Source organism: Paenibacillus doosanensis, assembly GCF_025060755.1.
GTDB lineage: Bacteria > Bacillota > Bacilli > Paenibacillales > NBRC-103111 > Paenibacillus_S > Paenibacillus_S doosanensis.
Genome location: NZ_JANYUY010000001.1, coordinates 507,599 through 527,845, shown reverse-complemented (window position 1 = coordinate 527,845; position 20,247 = coordinate 507,599). Strand labels below are relative to the sequence as shown.

General features: G+C 54.2%; 15 protein-coding genes. 12 read left to right on the top strand and 3 right to left on the bottom strand.

Annotated features, from left to right (window positions below; genetic code table 11):
- Positions 1-18 precede the first annotated feature (18 nt).
- From N0M98_RS02315 to N0M98_RS02270, 10 genes are all read left to right on the top strand, one after another.
- Positions 19-3,036, top strand: coding sequence for an extracellular solute-binding protein (locus N0M98_RS02315; protein ID WP_259616821.1), 3,018 nt, complete (start codon positions 19-21; stop codon positions 3,034-3,036).
- Positions 3,026-4,003 carry a carbohydrate ABC transporter permease gene (locus tag N0M98_RS02310; protein WP_259616820.1) on the top strand — a complete coding sequence of 326 codons (978 nt, stop codon included), beginning with the start codon at positions 3,026-3,028 and terminating at the stop codon, positions 4,001-4,003. Before N0M98_RS02315 ends, N0M98_RS02310 begins: the two co-directional genes overlap by 11 nt.
- Positions 4,003-4,905, top strand: a complete 903-nt coding sequence (locus N0M98_RS02305; RefSeq protein WP_259616819.1) for a carbohydrate ABC transporter permease — start codon at positions 4,003-4,005, stop codon at positions 4,903-4,905. The genes N0M98_RS02310 and N0M98_RS02305 overlap by 1 nt, the downstream gene beginning before the upstream one ends.
- A 23-nt stretch (positions 4,906-4,928) precedes the next feature.
- Positions 4,929-7,076 carry a YIP1 family protein gene (locus N0M98_RS02300; RefSeq protein WP_259616818.1) on the top strand — a complete coding sequence of 716 codons (2,148 nt, stop codon included), beginning with the start codon at positions 4,929-4,931 and terminating at the stop codon, positions 7,074-7,076.
- Entirely contained in the window at positions 7,073-9,427 is a 2,355-nt protein-coding gene (locus N0M98_RS02295; RefSeq protein WP_259616817.1) for a DUF5696 domain-containing protein, read from the top strand. Before N0M98_RS02300 ends, N0M98_RS02295 begins: the two co-directional genes overlap by 4 nt.
- Positions 9,427-10,290, top strand: a complete 864-nt coding sequence (locus tag N0M98_RS02290; RefSeq protein WP_259616816.1) for a carbohydrate ABC transporter permease — start codon at positions 9,427-9,429, stop codon at positions 10,288-10,290. Before N0M98_RS02295 ends, N0M98_RS02290 begins: the two co-directional genes overlap by 1 nt.
- Before the next feature lie 16 nt (positions 10,291-10,306).
- Positions 10,307-11,275 (top strand): carbohydrate ABC transporter permease, encoded by a 969-nt coding sequence (locus N0M98_RS02285; protein WP_249862037.1) that lies wholly within the window; start codon positions 10,307-10,309, stop codon positions 11,273-11,275.
- A gap of 253 nt (positions 11,276-11,528) precedes the next feature.
- Positions 11,529-12,242: a response regulator transcription factor gene (locus N0M98_RS02280; protein WP_249862038.1), complete on the top strand. Its 714-nt coding sequence runs from the start codon at positions 11,529-11,531 to the stop codon at positions 12,240-12,242.
- Positions 12,243-12,244: 2 nt separating this feature from the next.
- Positions 12,245-13,615: a sensor histidine kinase gene (locus N0M98_RS02275; protein ID WP_249862039.1), complete on the top strand. Its 1,371-nt coding sequence runs from the start codon at positions 12,245-12,247 to the stop codon at positions 13,613-13,615.
- Between the two features lie 264 nt (positions 13,616-13,879).
- Entirely contained in the window at positions 13,880-14,431 is a 552-nt protein-coding gene (locus N0M98_RS02270) for a glycerol-3-phosphate responsive antiterminator (protein ID WP_249862040.1), read from the top strand.
- Between the two features lie 8 nt (positions 14,432-14,439).
- Here the strand turns inward: N0M98_RS02270 and N0M98_RS02265 are convergent, their stop codons facing one another.
- A complete protein-coding gene (locus N0M98_RS02265; RefSeq protein ID WP_259616815.1) occupies positions 14,440-16,101 on the bottom strand; it encodes a glycerol-3-phosphate dehydrogenase/oxidase in 1,662 nt (553 codons plus the stop codon).
- A 305-nt stretch (positions 16,102-16,406) separates the two neighbouring features.
- On the opposite strand from N0M98_RS02265, the gene glpK reads away from it, so the two are divergent.
- Together glpK and gloA2 are read left to right on the top strand one after the other, a co-directional pair.
- Complete coding sequence (gene glpK, locus N0M98_RS02260; protein WP_259616814.1) at positions 16,407-17,891, top strand: glycerol kinase GlpK; 1,485 nt, start codon at positions 16,407-16,409, stop codon at positions 17,889-17,891.
- Between the two features lie 12 nt (positions 17,892-17,903).
- Positions 17,904-18,293 carry an SMU1112c/YaeR family gloxylase I-like metalloprotein gene (gene gloA2 / locus N0M98_RS02255; protein WP_249862042.1) on the top strand — a complete coding sequence of 130 codons (390 nt, stop codon included), beginning with the start codon at positions 17,904-17,906 and terminating at the stop codon, positions 18,291-18,293.
- 233 nt (positions 18,294-18,526) lie between these two features.
- Here the strand turns inward: gloA2 and N0M98_RS02250 are convergent, their stop codons facing one another.
- Both N0M98_RS02250 and N0M98_RS02245 read right to left on the bottom strand, forming a co-directional pair.
- A complete protein-coding gene (locus N0M98_RS02250) occupies positions 18,527-19,333 on the bottom strand; it encodes a histidinol-phosphatase (RefSeq protein WP_259616813.1) in 807 nt (268 codons plus the stop codon).
- A 6-nt stretch (positions 19,334-19,339) separates the two neighbouring features.
- A complete protein-coding gene (locus N0M98_RS02245; protein WP_249862044.1) occupies positions 19,340-20,242 on the bottom strand; it encodes a LysR family transcriptional regulator in 903 nt (300 codons plus the stop codon).
- Between the last annotated feature and the right edge of the window lie 5 nt (positions 20,243-20,247).

The following is a 20,247-nucleotide window of genomic DNA, read 5'->3' as shown; positions in this document are numbered from 1 at the left end:
GCCGGGAGGCAGAAAGGAGTGACTGAATTGCAAGTAAAATGGAAACGCATACGCAAGCGCTTTCTTGCGGTTCTGATGATCGGGTCGCTGGGGTTGTCGTGCACGCCTTTTCCGTCGCTGCCGCAGGCTGCTGCGGCCGACACCGCCAATGCCGACGCCGGGAAGCCCGCAGCGGCGCAGACGGATACGGCGGCCAAGGCTGCGCCGGCGAATCAGCGCCAGGTCGTGAAAGCCAACGAATTCGAGCCGTATTACGCGACTGTACTGAAGGGCTGGCAGGATAAGGGGATCAAGGCCGGAACCGCTTCGATCGAGATCAAGGCGGCCGATGTTTCCAAGAAATCCGATGAAGCCGCCGCCACGGTGGGCAGCTACGAGGGCAAGAGCGGAGTGCTCCTGTGGAACAGTCCGAAGGAGAGCTGGGTCGAATATCAAGTGGAGGTTCCGGCGGACGGCCTGTACGAAATGCAGGTATCGTACCGTCCGTATACGGGCAAGAGCCTTCGCCGCCCCGTCAACTGGGACGTCAAGCTGGACGGAGCTCATCCGTTCCGGGAGGCGTCCTCCATCGCGCTGTACCGCCAGTGGAAGGACGCTCTTACGATCAAGAAGGACATCGACGGCAACGACATCAGGCCGAAATCCGAGGACATCTCGAATTGGTCGGTGCAGCCGCTCCGCGATTCCGGCGGCGCTTACTCCGAGCCGCTGCAGTGGTACTTCAGCAAAGGGACGCATACGATTCGTTTGCAGAGTTTCGACCCTGTGGCGCTCGAATCGATCAAGCTGGCGCCGCAGACGAAACCGAAGACTTATCAAGAAGTCGCCGCCGCTTACCCGCAATCGAAGCCGGTAGAAGCGGATACGGCTACGCTGCAGGCCGAAGACGTCGAGTGGAAGAACGATTCGGCGATTCAGATGGCTTCCGATACCGATCCGAGAACGGTTCCGCTGGCCAAAGGCCGGATTACGTTCAACAGCATCGGAGGTAAAAAATGGTATAACCAAAACCAGGAGATCACGTGGACGATCGACGCTCCCGAGTCCGGCAAATACAAGCTGGCTTTTCGCGAGCTGCAAAACACAATATCGCAAAAAGCTTCCTTCCGCCGGATTGCCATTGACGGGAAGGTGCCTTTCCAGGAAATGCTCGCCTACCGGTTCCCTTACGCTTCAGGATGGCAGGGAATGGTTGTGGCGGACGATCAAGGGAAGCCGTACGAATTTTATTTGGAAAAAGGCAAGCATACGCTGACGCTGGCCGTAACGCATGATCCGTTCAAGCCGATCATTATCGGCATTGAGGAGATTACCGACATTCTGCAGGGCATCGATCAGGACCTGAAGTCGCTGACCGGCGGCCAGGACGACAAGAACCGGACCTGGAAAATCGCTCAGGATATGCCGGATTTGCCGAAGCGGCTGACGGAGGTCTCCGATTTGATGAAGAAGCTGTCCGAGCAGGTGCAGGCCGTGAACGGACGCAAGGATAATGTAAGCGAAAGCCTGAATACTTCGATTAAAGATATTGAAGAGCTGCTCAGCAAAGTCGACGATATTCCGTACCACAAGGATACGATTTCCTCGATGAACGAGAAGGTGAGCAATTTTATCGAAACGCTCGTGCAGCAGCCGCTCCAATTCGACGAAATATATGTAGCGCCCGTCGAGAAACATTTTCCCGAGATGGAAGCTTCCTTGTTCTCCAAAATGAAGGGTATGGTCGTCAATTTCTTCTATTCGTTCCAATCGAAGGACCGGCTTAGCGATCTGGACGACAAGGTGCTTAACGTATGGGTCCAGCGCGGTCGCGACTACGTCACGCAGCTGCAGGAGCTTGCCGACGAGACGTTCACGCCGGATAGCGGCATTCAGGTCAAGGTGAACCTGCTGCCTAACGCGCAGCTGCTCGTGCTCGCCAACGCCGCAGGCATCCAGCCGGACATCGCTTTGGGGCTGACGCAGGATTTGCCGGTCGATTATGCGATCCGCAACAGTATATACGATATATCCAAGTTCCCTGATTTCAAGGACTTGTACAAAAATTACAGCCCGGGCTCGTGGCTTCCTTTCTACTATAATAAAGGCTACTACGCGGTGCCGGAGACGCAGGCGTTCCACGTGCTGTACTATCGCAAGGACATCTTGAGCCGGCTCGGCTTGTCGATTCCCGAAACCTGGGACGATGTGTACGACATGCTGCCGACGCTGCAGCAAAACTACATGAACTTCTATATGCCTCCTGCCGAGTATATGACGTTCATTTATCAGAATCATGCGGAATTCTTCGATAAAGACGGCGTCAAAACCGCATTGGATACGCCGGAAGGCTTCAAAGCGTTCAAGCAGTGGACCGATTTGTTCAATATTTATGCGATGGACCGCTCCGTATCGAGCTTCTATCAGCATTTCCGCAAAGGCGATATGCCGATCGGATTCGCCGATTATAACACGTACATCCAGTTGTCGGCGGCGGCGCCCGAGTTGAACGGCTCTTGGGGCATCGCGCAAATTCCGGGCACTCGTCAGCCGGACGGCACGCTCGCGCGCTGGTCGGGCGGCGGACAGACGGCGGGGGTTATTTTCAACTCCTCCAAGAAGAAAGACCAGGCATGGGAATTTATGAAATGGTGGGCTTCCGCCGATACGCAGGAACGGTACGGATCGGACTTGGAAGCGTTTAACGGAGTGTCGTTCCGCTGGAACACGGCCAACGTCGAAGCGTTCTCCAAGCTGCCTTGGAAGCGCGAGGACGCGAACGTCATCCTGGAGCAGTGGAGATGGTATAAGGATATGCCGAACCTGCCGGGCGGCTACTTCGTAGGACGCGAGATCAACAACGCCTGGAACCGTGCGGTGGTGGACGGCATGAACTACCGAAGCTCGCTCGAGCAGACCGTTCTGGACATTAACAGGGAGCTGCGGCGCAAGCAGCAGGAATTCGGCTTTATAGATGCAAACGGCGAAATAATCAAAACGATGGATTTGCCGGTTGTCGACAAGCCTTGGGATGGGGTGAATCCGTATGTTAAGTAACCAAGCAAGCCTTTCTACGAAACCGGCCGCTCCGGTCAAGCTGACATGGACGGATAAAGTAAAGTCGTTGCTGTCCGAGATTTGGGCATACCGCTTATCGTATCTGTTTATTGCACCGTTTATGTTTTGCTTCATCGCTTTTATTCTGGTGCCGGTGCTTGCGGCCGTGTGCCTGAGCTTTACTTATTTCAACGCCATTGAGCCGCCTCGCTTTATCGGCTGGACGAATTTTCAAAACTTGATTTCACAGGATTTGACCTTCCTGAAATATGCCTTGCCGAACACGTTCAAGTTTGCGGTGATCGTCGGTCCCGGCGGCTACATTCTGGCCTTCCTGCTCGCTTGGCTGATTACCCAACTGCCGGCGAGTCTGCGCAGATGGTTTGCGCTGGCCATGTATACGCCGTCGCTGACGATGGGGATCGCGATGACGATCGTATGGCTGCCGCTGTTGTCCGGCGACCGTCTCGGCTATTTGAACAGCATTTTGCTGCAAATCGGGTTTATCGACGAACCGCTCTTGTGGGTGACGGATAAAGCTTATCTGATGAACTCGATGATCGTCGTTACGCTCTGGTCCAGTATGGGCGTCGGCTTCCTGGCGATGATGGCCGGCATACTGAACGTCAACCCGGAGCTGTACGAGGCGGGACGTCTCGACGGTATGAGCAGCAGGCTGCAGGAAATTTGGTACATCACGATTCCGTCGATGAAGCCGCAGATGCTGTTCGGCGCGGTGATGGCTCTCGTATCGACGTTCAAGGCAGGGCTAATAGGAGTTGAGCTATCGGGGCAAAATCCGACGCCGCAGTATTCGGGCCACTTGATTATCAATCATATTGAGGATTATGGGTTTACTCGATTTGAAATGGGGTATGCCGCTGCGATTTCCGTATTCCTGCTCGTTCTGATGTACGTGTCGAATAAACTTTGCTGGGGATTGTTCGGCTCCAAGGAGGATGAATAATGCAAAACGCAGCCGTTTGGTGGAATAAAATCAAGCCGCAGAAAAAGAAGTCTAAACTCAATTCCATGGATATGTTTCAAAAAATTCTCGTTGTCCTGCTTGTGCTGTTCTCGATCTTTATGCTGCTTCCGCTCATCTTTATTTTCAATCATGCGCTGAAGCCGTATCAGGAGCTCTTCATGTACCCACCTACTATCTTCGTCAGGGAGCCGTCGTTCCAGAACTTCGTCGAGCTGTTCCTGGTGGCGTCGAGCTCCACGGTGCCGGTGACTCGTTACTTATTCAACAGTCTGGTCATCTCGGGCGGAGCGGTCGTATGCGTAACGATCGTCAGCGCGCTGTGCGCTTATCCGATATCGAAGCATAAATTTCCCGGACATAAGATCGTGTTCGCGACGATTATTTTGACGCTGATGTTCGCTCCGGAGGCAGTACAAATTCCGCGTTATCTCGTGGCGAGTCATTTGGGGATTATGAACACTTATTTAGGGCATCTCTTGCCCATATTAGCTATGCCTGTGGGGGTGTTCTTGCTCAAGCAGTTCATCGATCAGCTTCCTAATGAGCTGCTAGAAGCAGCGAGAATGGATGGAGCGACGGAAATTCATATCTTCCTGCGCATCGTAGTTCCGATTTGCATGCCTGCGGTAGCAACGGTAGCAATTCTTACATTTCAAGGATCATGGGGGAACACGGAGACATCTACCTTGTTTATGCAGGACGATGAAATGAAGAACTTTCCATTCTTTCTCTCGACGCTGACTAATGGTCTGGCAAATAACGTAGCCCGTCAGGGAGCGGCAGCAGCAGCAGCTATGATCATGTTTGTCCCCAACTTAATCATCTTCCTCGTATTCCAGGGGAAAGTGATCGCAACGATGGCCCATTCCGGGATTAAATAATGAAGAAAGGAGGAAGAGCTACTATGACGGTCAAGAAACGATGGCGGCGCCCGCTGTTCCTTCTTCTGGCGATCGCCGTGCTGGCGTCGGCCATGCTGCCGATGACGGCGCTGGCCTACGTGCCTTACGATACGAACTATAAGAACGGCTACGATCAGCTGATTTGGACCCAGTCCGCTTACACCCCGGTAGAAGTGATGGGCAGGGAAATATATGCTCCCGATCCGAAGGACCCGAGCAAGCAGGTGTTTTCGCCGCTCGTTCAGCCCAAGGGCATTTTTATCGACGAGAAAGACAACATCTACATTGCGGACACGGGGAATAACCGGATTGTCCAGCTCGACCCGCAAGGGTCCTTCGTACGCATCATCGATGTGAAGGAAAGCCCGCTGAAAAAACCGGAAGGCGTGTTCGTCGACAAAAAAGGCGAAATTTACGTTGCCGACACGGGCAATAAGCGGGTGCTCCGGCTCGATAACAGCGGCAAGCTGATCCGCGAATTCAAACGTCCGGATACGAAGTTTTTGCCGGAATCGTTCAAATACGATCCGATCAAGGTCGCGGTGGATAAGCGGGGCTTTCTGTACATCGCTACGTTGGGCGGCTATCAGGGGCTGCTCCAGCTTGATCCGGAAGGCAATTTCCAAAGCTTCTTCGGCGCCAACAAGACGGATTTCTCCGTGATGGACGCGTTGAAGCGGCTCCTGTACACCCGCGAGATGTACTTGCGGGAGATCAGCAAGCTGCCGGGCTCGGTCAGCAGCGTAACGATCGACCAGAGCGGGTTCATTTATACCGTCACCAAAGAAGTGGAAACGGGGCAGATCAAGAAGCTTAACATTGCGGGGAAAGACTTGCTGGCAACGAAGAATGACGATTCGGCTACCGAAGAGAAGATCAAAAATTTCGGAGAGGTCCGATTCCCGAGCAAGGATAAGCTGACGCCGAAGCTGAACGATCTGACGGTCGACCGCAACGGCAACATTACCGCAATCGATTCGACGCTCAAATATGTCAATCAATACGACGCCAACGGCAATCTGCTCTTCTTCTGGTCCGGCGACACGAGCGCTTCTTCCTCCAAGCTGGGGGTCGTGAAGACGCCGTCGGCGATCGCCTCCAACTCGCAGAATAACTTGTTTATTCTCGATGAAGAGAACAACATCATCCAGGTATTCCGCCTGTCCGAGTTCGGCGAGCTGGTTCACAAAGCGAACCAGCTGACGCAGGAAGGGCGCTACGAGGAGAGCGAGAAGCCGTGGAAGGAAGTGCTGCGGCTTAACGCTTACTATACGCCCGCGCTGCTCGGTCTGGCCAAGGCGGCGTATAAGAAGGGCGACTACGAGCAGGCGGAGAAGCTCTTCTTCCAAGCGGGACAACAGGAAGGATATTCCGACGCGTTCTGGCAAATCCGCCTTGTCTGGTTCCAGAAGCACTTCGGCTTTTTAATGAATATTGTCATTATCGCGGGTCTCGGCTTCCTTATCTTCGAGCGGGCGACCCGGAAAAGCCGGTTCCGCCAAAATTGGCGCAACCGCCGCAGATCGCAAATTCCGATCGTCGTACAGCTGAAGCATGCGTTCTACATTCTGAAGCATCCGATCGACGGATTCAGCGCGATCCGTTACGAGGGCAAGGGCGGTTTCGCCAGCAGCGCGATTATGCTTATTCTTGCTTTGGTATCGTTCTGCATTTACCGGGCGTATACGAACTTTACCTTTAACGCGTCCGTATTCCTGGAAATTAATCTGGTTACCGTATTCTTCCAATTTATGGTACTTTGGGTCGGCTGGATCATATCCAACTATTTGATCAGTACGATCTACCGCGGGGAAGGCCGCTTCCGCGACGTCGTATTCGGCAGCACGTACGCCTTGTTCCCGATCGTGCTCGTCGGCCTTCCGCTGACGCTGATTTCGAATGTGATGACGCTCAGCGAAGCGTCGATCTACACCTTCCTGCAATACGGAATGATGATCTGGGTCGGCCTCTTGATCTTCTGGAAAGTACAGTCGATGCAAAACTACAGCGTGGGCGAAACGATCATGAACATCTTCTTGTCGCTGGTCACCATGACGCTGCTCGGGGTTCTGATCTTCATCACCTTCGGCCTGAGCACCGAGCTCAAAGACTTCTTCTTTTCCATCTATCAGGAGGTGACGATCCGATGAGACGCAGACGATATAAAATCATGCTCTCCGCTTCGCTCGCCGCCGTGCTTAGCCTCTCGCTGATTGCGACTCAGGCGGTGCAGACGATCAATGCGGCGGACCCGCCGGCCGATGCGGCGAAGACGGATGCGGCCGCCGCGGACAAAACGGCGCAGCCTGCGCAAGGGGCGCAGCAGGCTCCCGCCGCGGACGCGGCTTCGTCCGCCCCGGCTCCGGCGCAGCAGGGCGCTCCGGTCGACCCGAGCAAGGCGAAGGCGGAGCTGCCTAGCGATGCGAATTTCAAGCTGGCGGCGCAAAGCGATAAGCTGAAGCTGCTTGTGGACAGCACGACCGGGCATTTTCAGGTAGAAGACAAGCGAAGCGGCGAAATCTGGCGCTCTTACCCGAATCCGGAGCAATGGCCGCAGGAGACGATTACGGGAACATGGAGGAACAATTTGCGATCCCCGATCATGCTCGAATATATCGATGCGGCGAATTTCAAATCGCAGCCCAAAATGACGAGCTTAATCGAGGATAAAGGTACGCTCGAAGGGTTCCAGACGACGTCCTCCGGGTTCAAGGTTACCTTTAACTTCAAGACGTCCGGGTTTAAAATTCCCGTCGAAGTGAACGTGAAGGACGATTACATCGAAACGAAAATTATCGACAGCGGCATTACCGAAGGCAAGCTGAGCTTGCTGAACCTGAAGCTGTATCCGATGTTCGGTGCCGAGCCGTCGATCGGGCAGGACGGGTATCTCGTCGTACCGGACGGTTCCGGCGCGCTGATTCGCTTCAAGACGAAGCAAATTAACGACAAATCGATCTACCGCGAAAATATGTACGGCAGCGACGTATCCTTCTACGCGGAGCGGACGGCCCGCCAGCAGGCGAAGATGCCCGTGTTCGGGATGAAGTCGGGCGATAAGGCATTCGTTGCGGTGATGACCGGCGGGGAAGAATATTCCAAGGTGTTCGGCTCGCCGTCGGGAGCGTTCGGCCAATCGAACTGGATTACGCCGGAGTGGCAGTACCGGATCAAGTTTTTCCAAAATACGAGCAAGAAAGGGAACGCCGGCTTCTTCACTTACAGCAAGGACCGGTTTACTTCCGAGCAGCGCTCGACCCGCTATTATTTGCTGCCGAAGGAGCAAAGCGATTATGTCGGCATGGCCTCCAAATACCGCGAATATTTAATGAAGGAACAGGGCATCAAACCGCTGCAGGTCAGCTCTAACAAAATTCCGATGTTCGTCGATATTGTCGGAGCCGACGTGAAGAAGGGGATGCTGTGGGATAAATATTTGCTCGGCACCTCGACCTCTCAGGCGATGGAAATGGTCAAGAGACTGTACGGCCTCGGCATTGAAAATATGTCGATTCAGTATATGGGCTGGCAAAAAGGCGGCTACAGCTCTTTCGGCGGCCTGTTCCCGGTCGATAAGCGTCTCGGCGGCAACGAAGGGATGAAGCAATTCATCGAATTCGCCCATTCGCTGAAGCTGCCCGTGTACTTGGCGGCGAACTACAGCTACAACAATAACGAGCGCGACGGCTTCAATCCGCGGTATGACGGCATGCGCAACCTGGCCGGCACGCTGATGGATTTCGAAATGTATGCCAGCCGCGACACGGTGACGCAGATGAGTCCGAAATTCTCGGCCAAGTCGCTTGACAAGGATATGAAGGAATATGAATCGCTGAACGCCGACGGCATCTACTTCGAGGACGGCGTGGGCCGCTATCTCGACAGCGACTTCAACACCCGTTATTTGTCGACGAGAACGGATACGATGCATACGCAGCAGGAGATGCTGCAGCAGGTGAAGGATACGCTGGGCGGAGTGAGCGTGGAGAGGGCCAACTTGTACGCGCTCAAGGATATTAATCATATTCACCGGCTGGCCGACGATTACTCGTACGATCTGTTCATCGACGAATCGATTCCGTTCATGCAGATCGCTCTGCACGGGCTGATCACCTATTCGTCCAACTGGTCCAACCTGCGCGACCAATATAAGACGGAGATGCTCCGCAGCATCGAATACGGCGCAAGCCCTTCGTTCATCTTTACGAGCGCGCCGTCGGAGGATATGAAAGGCGCTTATTCCATCTATTATTACAGCATGAACGTGCATGACTGGGAGTCTACGGCCGTGGAAGAATACCAGCGCTATAACGAGGCGCTCGGCGACGTACAGAACAAGTTCATCGTCGGCCATCGAACGATCGCTCCCAACGTCAGGGAAGTGACGTACGAAGGCGGCAAGAAGCTGGTGCTGAACTACAACACGACGCCTTATAGCGACGGCAAGCTGAGCGTGCCGGCTCAAGACTTCATCGTAGTGCAAGGAGGGGGAAGCCAATAATGCGCAAATACAAATTGAGCTCCGCCACTCTCCGCAAAGTGGAAGGCTCGCTGTTTATCGCACCTTGGGTCATCGGCTTTCTGGCATTCATCGCCTTCCCTTTGGCGTACTCGTTCTACATGAGCTTCAACCGGGTGAAAATAACGGCCAGCGGCGTGGAATATTCGCCGGTCGGGTTCCAGTATTATCGGGAAATTTTGTTCGCGGACGGCGGCCTCTTGTACAACGACTTGCTGCCGTTCCTGCGGCAGGCGCTGATTATGATTCCGGTCATTGTCGTCTTCTCGCTGCTGATTGCGATCTTGCTGAATCAAAAATTTTTCGGCCGCTCGTTCTTCCGGGTCATCTTCTTCCTGCCGGTCATTTTCTCTACCGGTCAAATCATTCAGGAATTTATAACCCAGGGCGAAGGAACGCTGGCTCTCGTTCAGGAATTTGAAGTCGGCAGCTACATCAACACGTATTTGCCCAAAGCGTGGGCGGCGCCGCTAGTGTCCGTCATTAGCTCGTTCGTTCTAATCCTGTGGTACTCCGGCGTGCAGATTTTGATTTTCCTGGCCGGGCGCCAGACGATTTCGACCTCGGTCTATGAAGCGGCGCGGATCGACGGCGCGGACCCGTGGGAGACGTTCTGGAAAATTACGCTGCCGGGACTCACCCCGTTCATTTTGCTGAATTTGATTTATACGGTCGTCGATTTGTTTACGTTTCCGTCCAATCCGATCATCTCCAAGGTCAATACGACGAATTACGGTTTATCCAGCGCGCTGGCTTGGATTTACTTTATGATCGTGCTTATTTTCCTCGGTATTGTGCTGTACATCTTCTCCAGAGTCAACAAATCCGCTAGCGGAGGCAAATAGAAAGGAGGCGAACGGAATGCAAAAAATCGTAAGAGATATAAAAAACTCGCGCTTTGACGCTCACACCGTGAGCCGCTGGCTGACGACGCTGAAGCATTTGTTCATCGGCAAGGAAGCCGATAAAGGGTTAATCTTCCGGTTGTTCATGTATTTGATCCTCATCGACGTGGCCTTTATTTATATCAAACCGATTTTGTATATGATAACGACCATGATCAAGGATTCGTCGAACCTGCTCGATCCCGCCGTCATTTGGGTGCCGCGTTCGTTTTTTATGGGGCATCTGGAGGAAGCGTTCAGGCTGCTGAAATACAGCAGCGCGTTTTGGATCAGTATGACGGTTGCGTTGAGCGTCGCGGTGCTGCAGGTCATCTCCTGCGCAGTCGCCGGATATGCGTTTGCGCGGCTGGAATTCCCGCTGAAAAAGTTCTGGTTCGTATGTCTGATCTTCACCTTCGTCATGCCGCCGCAGGTCACGATTTTGCCGTCGATCCTGCTGTTTAAGGACTTCGGGTGGATCAATACGTACTTGCCGTTGATCGTTCCGGCGATTTTCGGCCATGGCTTAAAGGGAGCGCTGTTCGTCATCATTTACAGGCAGTTTTTCAGCACGCTGCCGAAGGAGCTGGAGGAAGCGGCCAAGATGGACGGCGCCAGCGTCTTCCGGGTGTTCTTCCGGGTCATGCTCCCGATCTCCACGTCGGCCATCATCGTCGTCTTCCTGTTCTCCTTCGTGTGGAACTGGAACGACTTCTATTATCCGACCATGTATATGTTCGGGGCCAAGGAAGTGCCGCTGTCGATCAGCTTGTCGCGTCTTGCCGCATCTCTGGCGGCGGAAGCCGAGCAGAGCGGTCCGAGCATCTTCGCCGAGCCGATCAAGATGGCCGCTTCGTTCCTGATCATTATGCCGGTGCTTGTCGTTTATATGTTTACCCAGCGCTGGTTCGTTGAGGGCGTAGAGCGTACGGGTCTGGTTGAATAGTTAGCGGAACTGGCAGCAAGGACGGATGAAAGCCTGACGATGTTCAGGCTTTTTTTCGTTTGTTTTGAGAAGTGTGATGAAAACGCCGACTGCGCATGCGGAAACGTCTTCCGATCGCTCTTGTCCCCCGACTTCTTGAATGGTTAACCCGTGAATAGGTTGAAATCGGGCACACTTTTGGGGATAGTAGGGAATTGTTTCTTGTCTAAAAAGGAATAGCCAAGTAATATGAAAAGATAGGGGGAATCACAGAATGCATATATTACTTGTGGAAGATGAACCTAAAATCCGCGAAGTTGTAACCGCTTATTTGAAGAACGAAGGCTGGGAGGTCGATTGCACCGCTAACGGGTTGGAGGCTGTGCAGCTGTTCGACGGCCGCGCGTACGATCTGGTCATTTTGGACCTGATGCTTGAGGGATTGCCGGGAGAAGAAGTATGCCGGCGCATTCGCGAAAAATCGGTCGTGCCGATCATTATGCTGACGTCCAAATCGCGGGAGAGCGATACGATAGCGGGACTGAACCTGGGTGCGGACGATTACATCGCCAAGCCGTTTCGGGTGAAGGAGGTCATTGCCCGCATTCACGCTTTAAGACGGCGCATTCATGCGTATAAGGCCGATCAGGCGAAGCCGGATGTGCTGACCTTCGACAGAGGCCAGATCGTGGTCGATTTGGAGGCGAATACGCTGCTCGTCCGCGGCGTTCATACGAATCTTACGACGACCGAATTCAAGCTGCTCAGCGTATTTACAAGCAAGCCGGGCAAAATTTGGTCGCGCAGCGATCTTTCCTATCATGTGCTGGGCTACCGGTTTCAAGGGGACAGCCGCTCGATCGATACCCATGTCAAAAACTTGCGAAAAAAAATCGAAGAGGATACGAAGGAGCCGCGTTACATATTGACGATGGTCGGCTCGGGATATAAATTTGCCGCCGAGCCCGATGCGAAGGAAACGGTCTGATTATGATTAGATTTTTGCGTAAAATGAATGTGATTCTATTTATTACTCTCCAAAGCTGCTTTATTCTTATCATTTCGATCGTCGCTTACGGTTACAGTTTTAACTGGCAAAATGTGTTTGACCGGTATCAGGAGGATCAGCTTAAAGTAAACGCTTTCAAATTAATTGACGACATAAGAAACGAGAACATGTCCGTAGGCCCGTACAATGAGGATCAGAAATCGTGGCTGACCCGCAGGGCGACGCTGTACGGGATTCTGGTCCGTTACGGGGAAGACCGGCGCAACATCTGGTTCGACATGTTTTCAAGAGTACAGAACGAGAAGGATCTGATTGTTCAGGAGTATCCGGTGGTGGCTAAAGGGGAAACGAAAGGGGTTTTGCAGGTCGGCTATTTGAAAACCGTCAACCAGATCGACCCGAACGTCGTCGCCTATCAGAAGATGATGCAGACGCGCTCGGCGCTGCTCTACGGCATCATTATCGTGATCTCGGTCATCGTCAGCTTCTTCGTGGCCCGGCTGCTCTCCGCCCATTTGGAGAGGCTGCAGGAGGCCGCTCATAAGATCCGGCTCGGCAATTGGGAAGTGCAGGCTTCGGTGAAAGGCCCCGAAGAAGTGCGCAGACTGGCCCTGACGCTCAACGAGCTGTCGCGGGAGCTGAAGAAGCAGGAGGATTGGCGTCATCATCTGATGGAAGATTTGACGCACGAGCTGCGGACGCCGCTGACGTCGATGCTCTCTCAGCTGGAGGCGATGATCGACGGCATTTATGAAGTCGACCTGGAATGGCTGCAGCAAATTTATGACGAGCTGATCCGCTTAACCCGGCTGATGAACGATATGGAGAAGCTGTCGGAGGCGGAAGCCGCGCGGTTTACGATTCATATCCGGCGTATTAACATGGTGCAGCTCACGCAAAACGTATACCGCAACTTTCAGCAGATGGCCCGCAGCAAAGGCGTCAAGCTGCAGTTCGTGCCGACCAATGCTCCTTGCTACGCGGAGGTGGACCGCGACAAAATGATCCAGATTATTTCCAACATCGTCTCCAATGCGATCAAATATACGAACGAAGGCGGGAAGGTGACGCTGGGCGTCGATTGGACGACAGATTCTACTATTATCTATTGCAAAGATACCGGAATCGGGATCAGCGAAGCCGATTTGCCTTATGTGTTCAACCGGCTCTACCGGGTGGACAAGTCGCGTTCCCGGTTCAGCGGCGGGGTCGGCTTGGGGCTGAGTATTGTCAAAGCTCTCGTCGAAGCCCATGAAGGCGAGATCGAGGTGACGAGCGAGCTGGGACACGGGTCGTCGTTTACAGTGACGATTCCGAACGTGTACAAGTCGCTGGAGCAGCAGCTGGCTTAAGAAGCGCGATGAAATCACGGCCCTTCTAGAAGCCCGGTGAAAAACGAGCGGAGGGGCCATTTGAATCTGGAAAAGCGTAAGCGTTCGCCTTTGAAAACGGATTCTCTCCACAAAAAACGAGAAAATAATCCAAAGAATCCGTTTTCAACAGCGATTGGAGGATCAAATGGACGCCGCAGCGGACTTTTTCACCACCCTTTTAGAAGCGTGGCGAAAAGGCGGACGCAGGTTACAGGTTGCAGGGAATGAGAAGGAGGCAGGCAAATGAATTTTTACGGTCAAAAGGTACTCCCAGCGGTGCGCAAGATGAGAGATTTGGAGCTGCTGCTCAAAAGCCAATTTACATATCTGGTGCTGCTCGATATTCATATCTCGCAGCTGTTAAGCATCGTTCAGCTGGCAAGAAGCCATCAGAAAAAAATGCTCATTCACGCGGATTTGATCCACGGGTTGAAAAACGACGAGTATGCGATCGAATTTCTATGCCAATCGGTCAAGCCCGCCGGCATCATCTCGACGAAGAGCGCGGCGATAGCGACCGCCAAGAAAAACAAAGTGCTTGCCATTCAGCGGCATTTTCTGCTCGATACGACGGCGTTGGAGACGACCTATAAAATTACGGCGAAGGTACAGCCCGATTATATTGAAGTGCTGCCGGGGGTAATCCCGCATATCATTGCAGAGATGAAAGAAGAGCTCGGCATTCCGATTCTTGCAGGGGGACTCATACGTACGGTGGAGGATGTGGAGATGGCCCTGAAGGCCGGGGCGGTCGCCGTGACGACCTCCCGGAAAGACATATGGGGCCATTATTAACGCGTTTGCTAAGCGAGCGGCTCTACCGCGTCGTGAAGATGGCGTTCGAGCTCGGACGCCTGCAGCTCGGCTTGCTCTTCAGTCCAGCCGAAGCGTTCGGCCATATAGCCGATCACCGGCTGCTTCCAGCTATGGACCGCTTGGATATTGAAGTACAGCGAGCCGGTGCGGCGAATGAAAAAGTCCAGCGGCGTTACGACCATCTCTTCGTCGATGCCGTACAGCAGGGAAGCGAACCAAGAGGCGGGCATGCCGTAACGCTTGGCTTCTTCCTGGTGTTTCCCGTACAGTTCGAAGACGCGGTCGACGTTGGAGCCGTAGCGCTGCACGAGCGTTTTGGCTTCGGCTTCGCTTAGTCCGATGCGGACGCCCTCCTGCACCTTGCTCTTGAGGAAGCCGGGGTAGCCTTGGGAGCCGCCGACATCTCCGCCGGACAGTTTGACGCGGTCGGTCGTGCAGCCGGGATACGAAGCATGGCCCTGCTGCTCAAGCTGGCTTGCCACCAGGTTGACGATGCGCTCCGCCATTTTGCGGTAGCCTGTCAGCTTGCCGCCGGCAATCGTGATCAGCCCCGACGGCGCGATGAAAATTTCGTCCTTCCGCGACAGCTCGGACGGGGATTTGCCGTCTTCGTGGATGAGCGGCCGCAAGCCCGACCAGCTCGATTCGACGTCTTCCGGCCCCAGCTTGAGCGATGGGAACATGAAGTTGGCGGCGCGGACGATATAGTCGCGGTCTTCCACCGTCATCCGGGGATGGGCGATATCGCCCTGGTAGTTCGTGTCTGTCGTTCCGACGTACGTTTTGCCGTCCCGCGGGATCGCGAACACCATCCGTCCGTCCGGCGTATCGAAGTAAATCGCCTGCTTGAGCGGAAAGCGGCTGCCGTCAATGACCAGATGGACCCCTTTTGTCAAATGGAGCCGTTTGCCCTGCTTAGAGCCGTCGATTTCGCGGATCGTGTCGACCCAAGGGCCGGCTGCGTTGACGATCTTGTTGGCGCGGATTTCGAAGCGTTCTCCGCTCATCCGGTCCACCGCGCGGACCCCGACGATTTTCCCCTTGTCGTAAAGCAGCTCCTCGGCTTTGGCATAGTTCATCGCCTTCACGCCTCGGCGCACCGCTTCCTTCATCGTCTCGATCGTCAGCCTCGCGTCGTCCGTCCGGTACTCGACGTAATAGCCTCCGCCCTTTAATTTATCCGTGCGCAGCAGCGGTTCCTTATTCAAGGTTTTTTCTTTCGAGAACATAATCCGGCGCTCTTTTTTGCGGACGCCGGCCAAATAATCGTATACGAGCAAGCCGACCGACGTCGCCAGCTTCCCGTACGTACCGCCCTCGATGATCGGCAGCAGCATCCATTCGGGAGTCGTTACATGAGGGGCGTTTTCGTATACGATCGCGCGCTCCTTGCCGACCTCGGCGACCAGCTTGAATTCCAGCTGCTTCAAGTAACGCAGTCCGCCGTGAATCAGCTTGGTCGAACGGCTGGACGTGCCAGCCCCGAAGTCCTGCATTTCGATCAGGCCGGTCGACATGCCGCGCGTCTGAGCATCCAGGGCGATGCCGGCTCCCGTGATCCCTCCGCCGATGACCAGCAAGTCCAACTGCTGACTGCTTAGGCTTTGTTTATGCTCCGCGCGATGCACTCCTGAAAAACTTGTACTCATCTGAAATCAACCCTCTTCTTCGTTAGTATGCCTTCTGTCCGGATGACCGGGCCGCAACAAAAAAAGACCGATAACACGGCCTGGCCCCAAGTCCGAAAAACGGCTTGCAGCAAGGTATGTTACGGTCTACTCTTATTCTCTGACCAAATATTAACTTGTCATAGGTCTTGCATGTACTTGATTATTCGTATCATAACACGAGAGTGGAGAGGAATCAATACGGTTGACAGAGAAAATGTTCGTATGATAGATTTCAACTTGAAAACGGTTTAATCCGTCAGGCGAAGCGGCAAGGAGGAGAAAGGATGAGCACATCCCGTTATGTCGTTGCAATAGATCAAGGAACGACGAGCTGCCGGGCGATCGTCTTCGACCGTCAGGGAGCGATTGTTCGAACGGCGCAAAAGGAATTTACGCAGTTTTTTCCGCAATCCGGCTGGGTCGAGCATGACGCCGAAGAGATTTGGCAAACCCAGCTCGAAGTGCTGAAGCAGGCGGTGGAGACGATCGCGGTGGAGGATATCGCGGCTATCGGCATCACCAACCAGAGGGAAACGACGGTCGTATGGGATAAACGGACCGGCAAGCCGCTGCATCCCGCCATCGTCTGGCAGTGCCGCCGCACAAGCGCCATTTGCGACGAGCTCAGGGAGAGGGGCGCGGCCGCGGCGATTCAGGGCAAGACCGGGCTCGTGCTGGACGCTTATTTCTCAGGCACGAAGCTGAAATGGATTCTCGACGCGAATCCGGATATTCGGGAGAAGGCGGAGCGCGGGGAAGCGCTGTTCGGCACGATCGATACGTGGCTGATCTGGAAGCTGACCGAGGGCCGGCGCCATGTGACGGATGTATCCAACGCTTCCCGAACGATGCTGCTCAACATTCACACCGTGGAGTGGGATCGCGACATTTTGCAGGAGCTGTCCATACCGGCCGCAATGCTGCCGGAAGTATGCTCCTCCAGCGAAGTGTACGGACATACGACGCTGCTCGGGGGAGCTGCCGGCATACCGATCGCCGGAGCGGCGGGCGACCAGCAGGCGGCGCTGTTCGGTCAAGGCTGCTTCAAGGAAGGGATGGCCAAAAATACGTACGGAACCGGCTGCTTCGTCTTGAAGCAAACGGGCGAGAAGCCGATTTTATCGCAAAAAGGGCTCATTACGACGATCGCGTGGAAAATCGGCGGCCAAGTATGCTATGCTTTGGAAGGAAGCGTGTTTAACGCCGGAACGGTCATTCAGTGGCTGCGCGACGGTCTGGGACTGATCGCCGACGCGTCGGAAACCGATGCGCTCGCTTCTTCCGTCGAGCATACGGAGGGCGTCTTCTTCGTACCCGCCTTCACCGGTCTCGGCACCCCTTATTGGGAGCCGGAGGCAAGAGGGATGATTACCGGACTGACTCGCGGCGCCTCCAAGGCGCATCTGGTGCGCGCGGCGCTGGAATCGATCGCCTATCAGAGCGGCGAGGTGCTGCAGGTAATGGAGGAGGAATCCGGTATCCGGCTCAAGGAGCTGAGGGTAGACGGAGGTGCGGCCAAGAACGACTTCTTGATGCAGTTCCAGGCCGATCTGCTCGGAGTGCCCGTCGCGCGGCCGAAGACGATTGAGACTACGGCTTTGGGAGCCGCCATGCTGGCCGGCCTTGCCGTTGGCTTCTGGAAGGACGTGGCGGAGCTGGAGACGTTGAAAGGATTTGACCGCACGTTCGTTCCGCAGCAGGGCGAGGAGTTCAGAGAGCGGAGGATGGCGGGCTGGAAGCGGGCCGTTTCGTATCAAATCGGGAGTTGATTTTTACCTTATATGTTATCTATACGTAAAGTTCATCATGTAGCTATCATTTGTTCGGATTATACGGTGTCCAAACGGTTTTATACCGAGCTGCTCGGATTTCGGATCATTGAAGAGACGTACCGCGCCGAGCGGCAGTCCTATAAGCTCGATCTGCAAATTGCGGAGCATACGCAGATCGAATTGTTCTCCTTCCCGGATTGTCCGCCCCGGCTGCAGTACCCGGAAGCGAGAGGGCTGCGGCATCTCGCCTTTGAAGTAATCGATGTGGAAGCGTCCGCTGCATACTTGCGCGAGCAGGGCGTAGACGTCGAACCGGTCCGCGTCGATCCGGTGACCGGGAAGAAATATACGTTCTTCAAAGACCCGGACGACTTGCCGCTGGAGCTGTACGAAGCGTAGGCGGCGTTAGCCAAAAAGCCGAAAACTAAGGAAAGCCCGATTCTCCCAGCTCTGTGAAGAGCGGCAGAGCCGGGCTTTTTTAGTGAAATCGCTCCTCATCCGGCAATGTCGAACTCAAAATGCAGCGTTTGTCTCAATGCATACGGCGGAAGGGGGAGGGTCAGCTGCCTATCCGTCCGCACGCAAAAAGGCCGATTCCCCGCAAGGAATCGGCCCCGAATCTGCTTTATGAATTACAACGGCACGATCTGCCGCTGTTTTTGCTTGAAATAAACCCACTCTTTGAAGCCGATTTCCTTCAGCCGCCGGCTCACCAGCTCCCAGTCGTCCCCGACACGTTCCGGCTTATGGGCGTCGGAGCCGAAGGTGACGCGAACGCCGTAATGGTTGGCGCGTTCGAGCACCGCGTCGATCGGATACCAGCCGCCGCAATCTTTGGTTTTGCCGGAAGTGTTAATCTCTATAGCGACATCTTGCTCGGCGATGATTTGCAGCGTTTTATCCACGGCATCGGTAGGGATGTCCGAGAAGGCCGGATAGAAGCCGCGCATCGCATCGATATGCCCGAGAATTTGGAACAGGCCGCTGCGGGCCGACTGCGCGATCAGATCGTAATAAATCTCTTTTTGCTCGATTTGTTGCCGGTCGGTCAGACCATCCCAGCGCTTCCTGTTAAAAATACTGACACCGCCTGATAGATGAACGGAGCCGATAAGATAATCAAAAGGGTATTGTTCGTAAACGCTGCGGTAGACGTCGACATGCTCCGGGAAAAAATCGGATTCGCAGCCCAGCAGCACGTCAATTTTACCGGCGTACTCCTGCTTCAGCTTCAGCACTTCCTCCACATAGCGGGCGAATTCGCTCTTGGCCATTGCGATGCCGGGCTGCTCGTGGTCCGCGTCGCTGGCAAAATACGGCGAATGGTCCGAGATGCCGATCACGGACAAGCCGCTGCTGATCCCCGCCTCGATATAGTCGCGGATCGTGCCCAGCGCATGTCCGCAGCGTTCATGATGAGTATGCAAATCGAATTTCATTTCACGTCACTCCGATCCTATAAATTGGATTTCCTGCATGCCTTTCAAATCGAGCAAAAATTGATGCAGCGCCGAGCTCAAATACCGCCCCGACTTATAAACGACGCCGACGGGATGGCTGATTTCCAGCTCGTTGACTTTGATCATTTTGAGCGTTCCGAGCCTGAGCTCCGTCGCGATCGACATCTTGGAAATAATGGCCGCGCCGAGATTCAATTCGACCATCCGCTTTACTTCCTCGCTGCTTGACAGCTCCATGACAATTTGCGGAGCAAGATTCAGCTGTTTGAAAATTTGATCCACGAACCGGCGGCCGGCCGTCTCCGGCGAAAGCATAATGAGCGGAATATCTTGAAGCTTCTCGATCGGAATATGCTGAAAGCGGCTCAGCGGGTGCTGCGGGGAAACGACAAGCTCGAAGGTGTCGTAATAAAGAACCGAGCTCTCCAGCGCCGGATGCTTCTCAAACAAGTATGTAATGCCGATATCGATCGTTCCGTTCTCGACGCTCTGCATAATTTGCGACGAAGTCATCGAATGAATGGTCGTCTTAATCAAAGGGAACTGGTTTTGGAAGTAGGACAACACCCGCGGCAAAATTTGAATCGCAATCGAAGTCGTCGTTCCAAGATGAATATGTCCCTGCGGGGTTTGATTCAAATCAGCCAAACGCTGCTTTAAGTCTTCCACCGTTTGTAAAATCAGCTCCGCATGCTCGAGGAATACCCGTCCGCTGTCGGTCAGCGTCACCGGCTGATTACGGTCGATCAGTACGGTTTTAAATTCATCCTCCAAGCTTTTAATCTGGGCGGATACGGCTGGCTGCGTCAGGTTGAGGACTTCACCGGCTTTGCGGAAGCTCATCGTTTTGGAAATTGTGAGCAGCGTCTCCAGTTGGTTTAAATTCAATGACC

What these genes read in the sequence shown, in the direction of transcription:
- N0M98_RS02310 (WP_259616820.1), top strand. Translation starts at nt 3,026, where the DNA reads ATGTTAAGTAACCAAGCAAGCCTTTCTACGAAACCGGCCGCTCCGGTC.
- N0M98_RS02305 (WP_259616819.1), top strand. Translation starts at nt 4,003, where the DNA reads ATGCAAAACGCAGCCGTTTGGTGGAATAAAATCAAGCCGCAGAAAAAG.
- N0M98_RS02300 (WP_259616818.1), top strand. Translation starts at nt 4,929, where the DNA reads ATGACGGTCAAGAAACGATGGCGGCGCCCGCTGTTCCTTCTTCTGGCG.
- N0M98_RS02295 (WP_259616817.1), top strand. Translation starts at nt 7,073, where the DNA reads ATGAGACGCAGACGATATAAAATCATGCTCTCCGCTTCGCTCGCCGCC.
- N0M98_RS02290 (WP_259616816.1), top strand. Translation starts at nt 9,427, where the DNA reads ATGCGCAAATACAAATTGAGCTCCGCCACTCTCCGCAAAGTGGAAGGC.
- N0M98_RS02285 (WP_249862037.1), top strand. Translation starts at nt 10,307, where the DNA reads ATGCAAAAAATCGTAAGAGATATAAAAAACTCGCGCTTTGACGCTCAC.
- N0M98_RS02280 (WP_249862038.1), top strand. Translation starts at nt 11,529, where the DNA reads ATGCATATATTACTTGTGGAAGATGAACCTAAAATCCGCGAAGTTGTA.
- N0M98_RS02275 (WP_249862039.1), top strand. Translation starts at nt 12,245, where the DNA reads ATGATTAGATTTTTGCGTAAAATGAATGTGATTCTATTTATTACTCTC.
- N0M98_RS02270 (WP_249862040.1), top strand. Translation starts at nt 13,880, where the DNA reads ATGAATTTTTACGGTCAAAAGGTACTCCCAGCGGTGCGCAAGATGAGA.
- N0M98_RS02265 (WP_259616815.1), bottom strand. Translation starts at nt 16,101, where the DNA reads ATGAGTACAAGTTTTTCAGGAGTGCATCGCGCGGAGCATAAACAAAGC.
- glpK (WP_259616814.1), top strand. Translation starts at nt 16,407, where the DNA reads ATGAGCACATCCCGTTATGTCGTTGCAATAGATCAAGGAACGACGAGC.
- gloA2 (WP_249862042.1), top strand. Translation starts at nt 17,904, where the DNA reads ATGTTATCTATACGTAAAGTTCATCATGTAGCTATCATTTGTTCGGAT.
- N0M98_RS02250 (WP_259616813.1), bottom strand. Translation starts at nt 19,333, where the DNA reads ATGAAATTCGATTTGCATACTCATCATGAACGCTGCGGACATGCGCTG.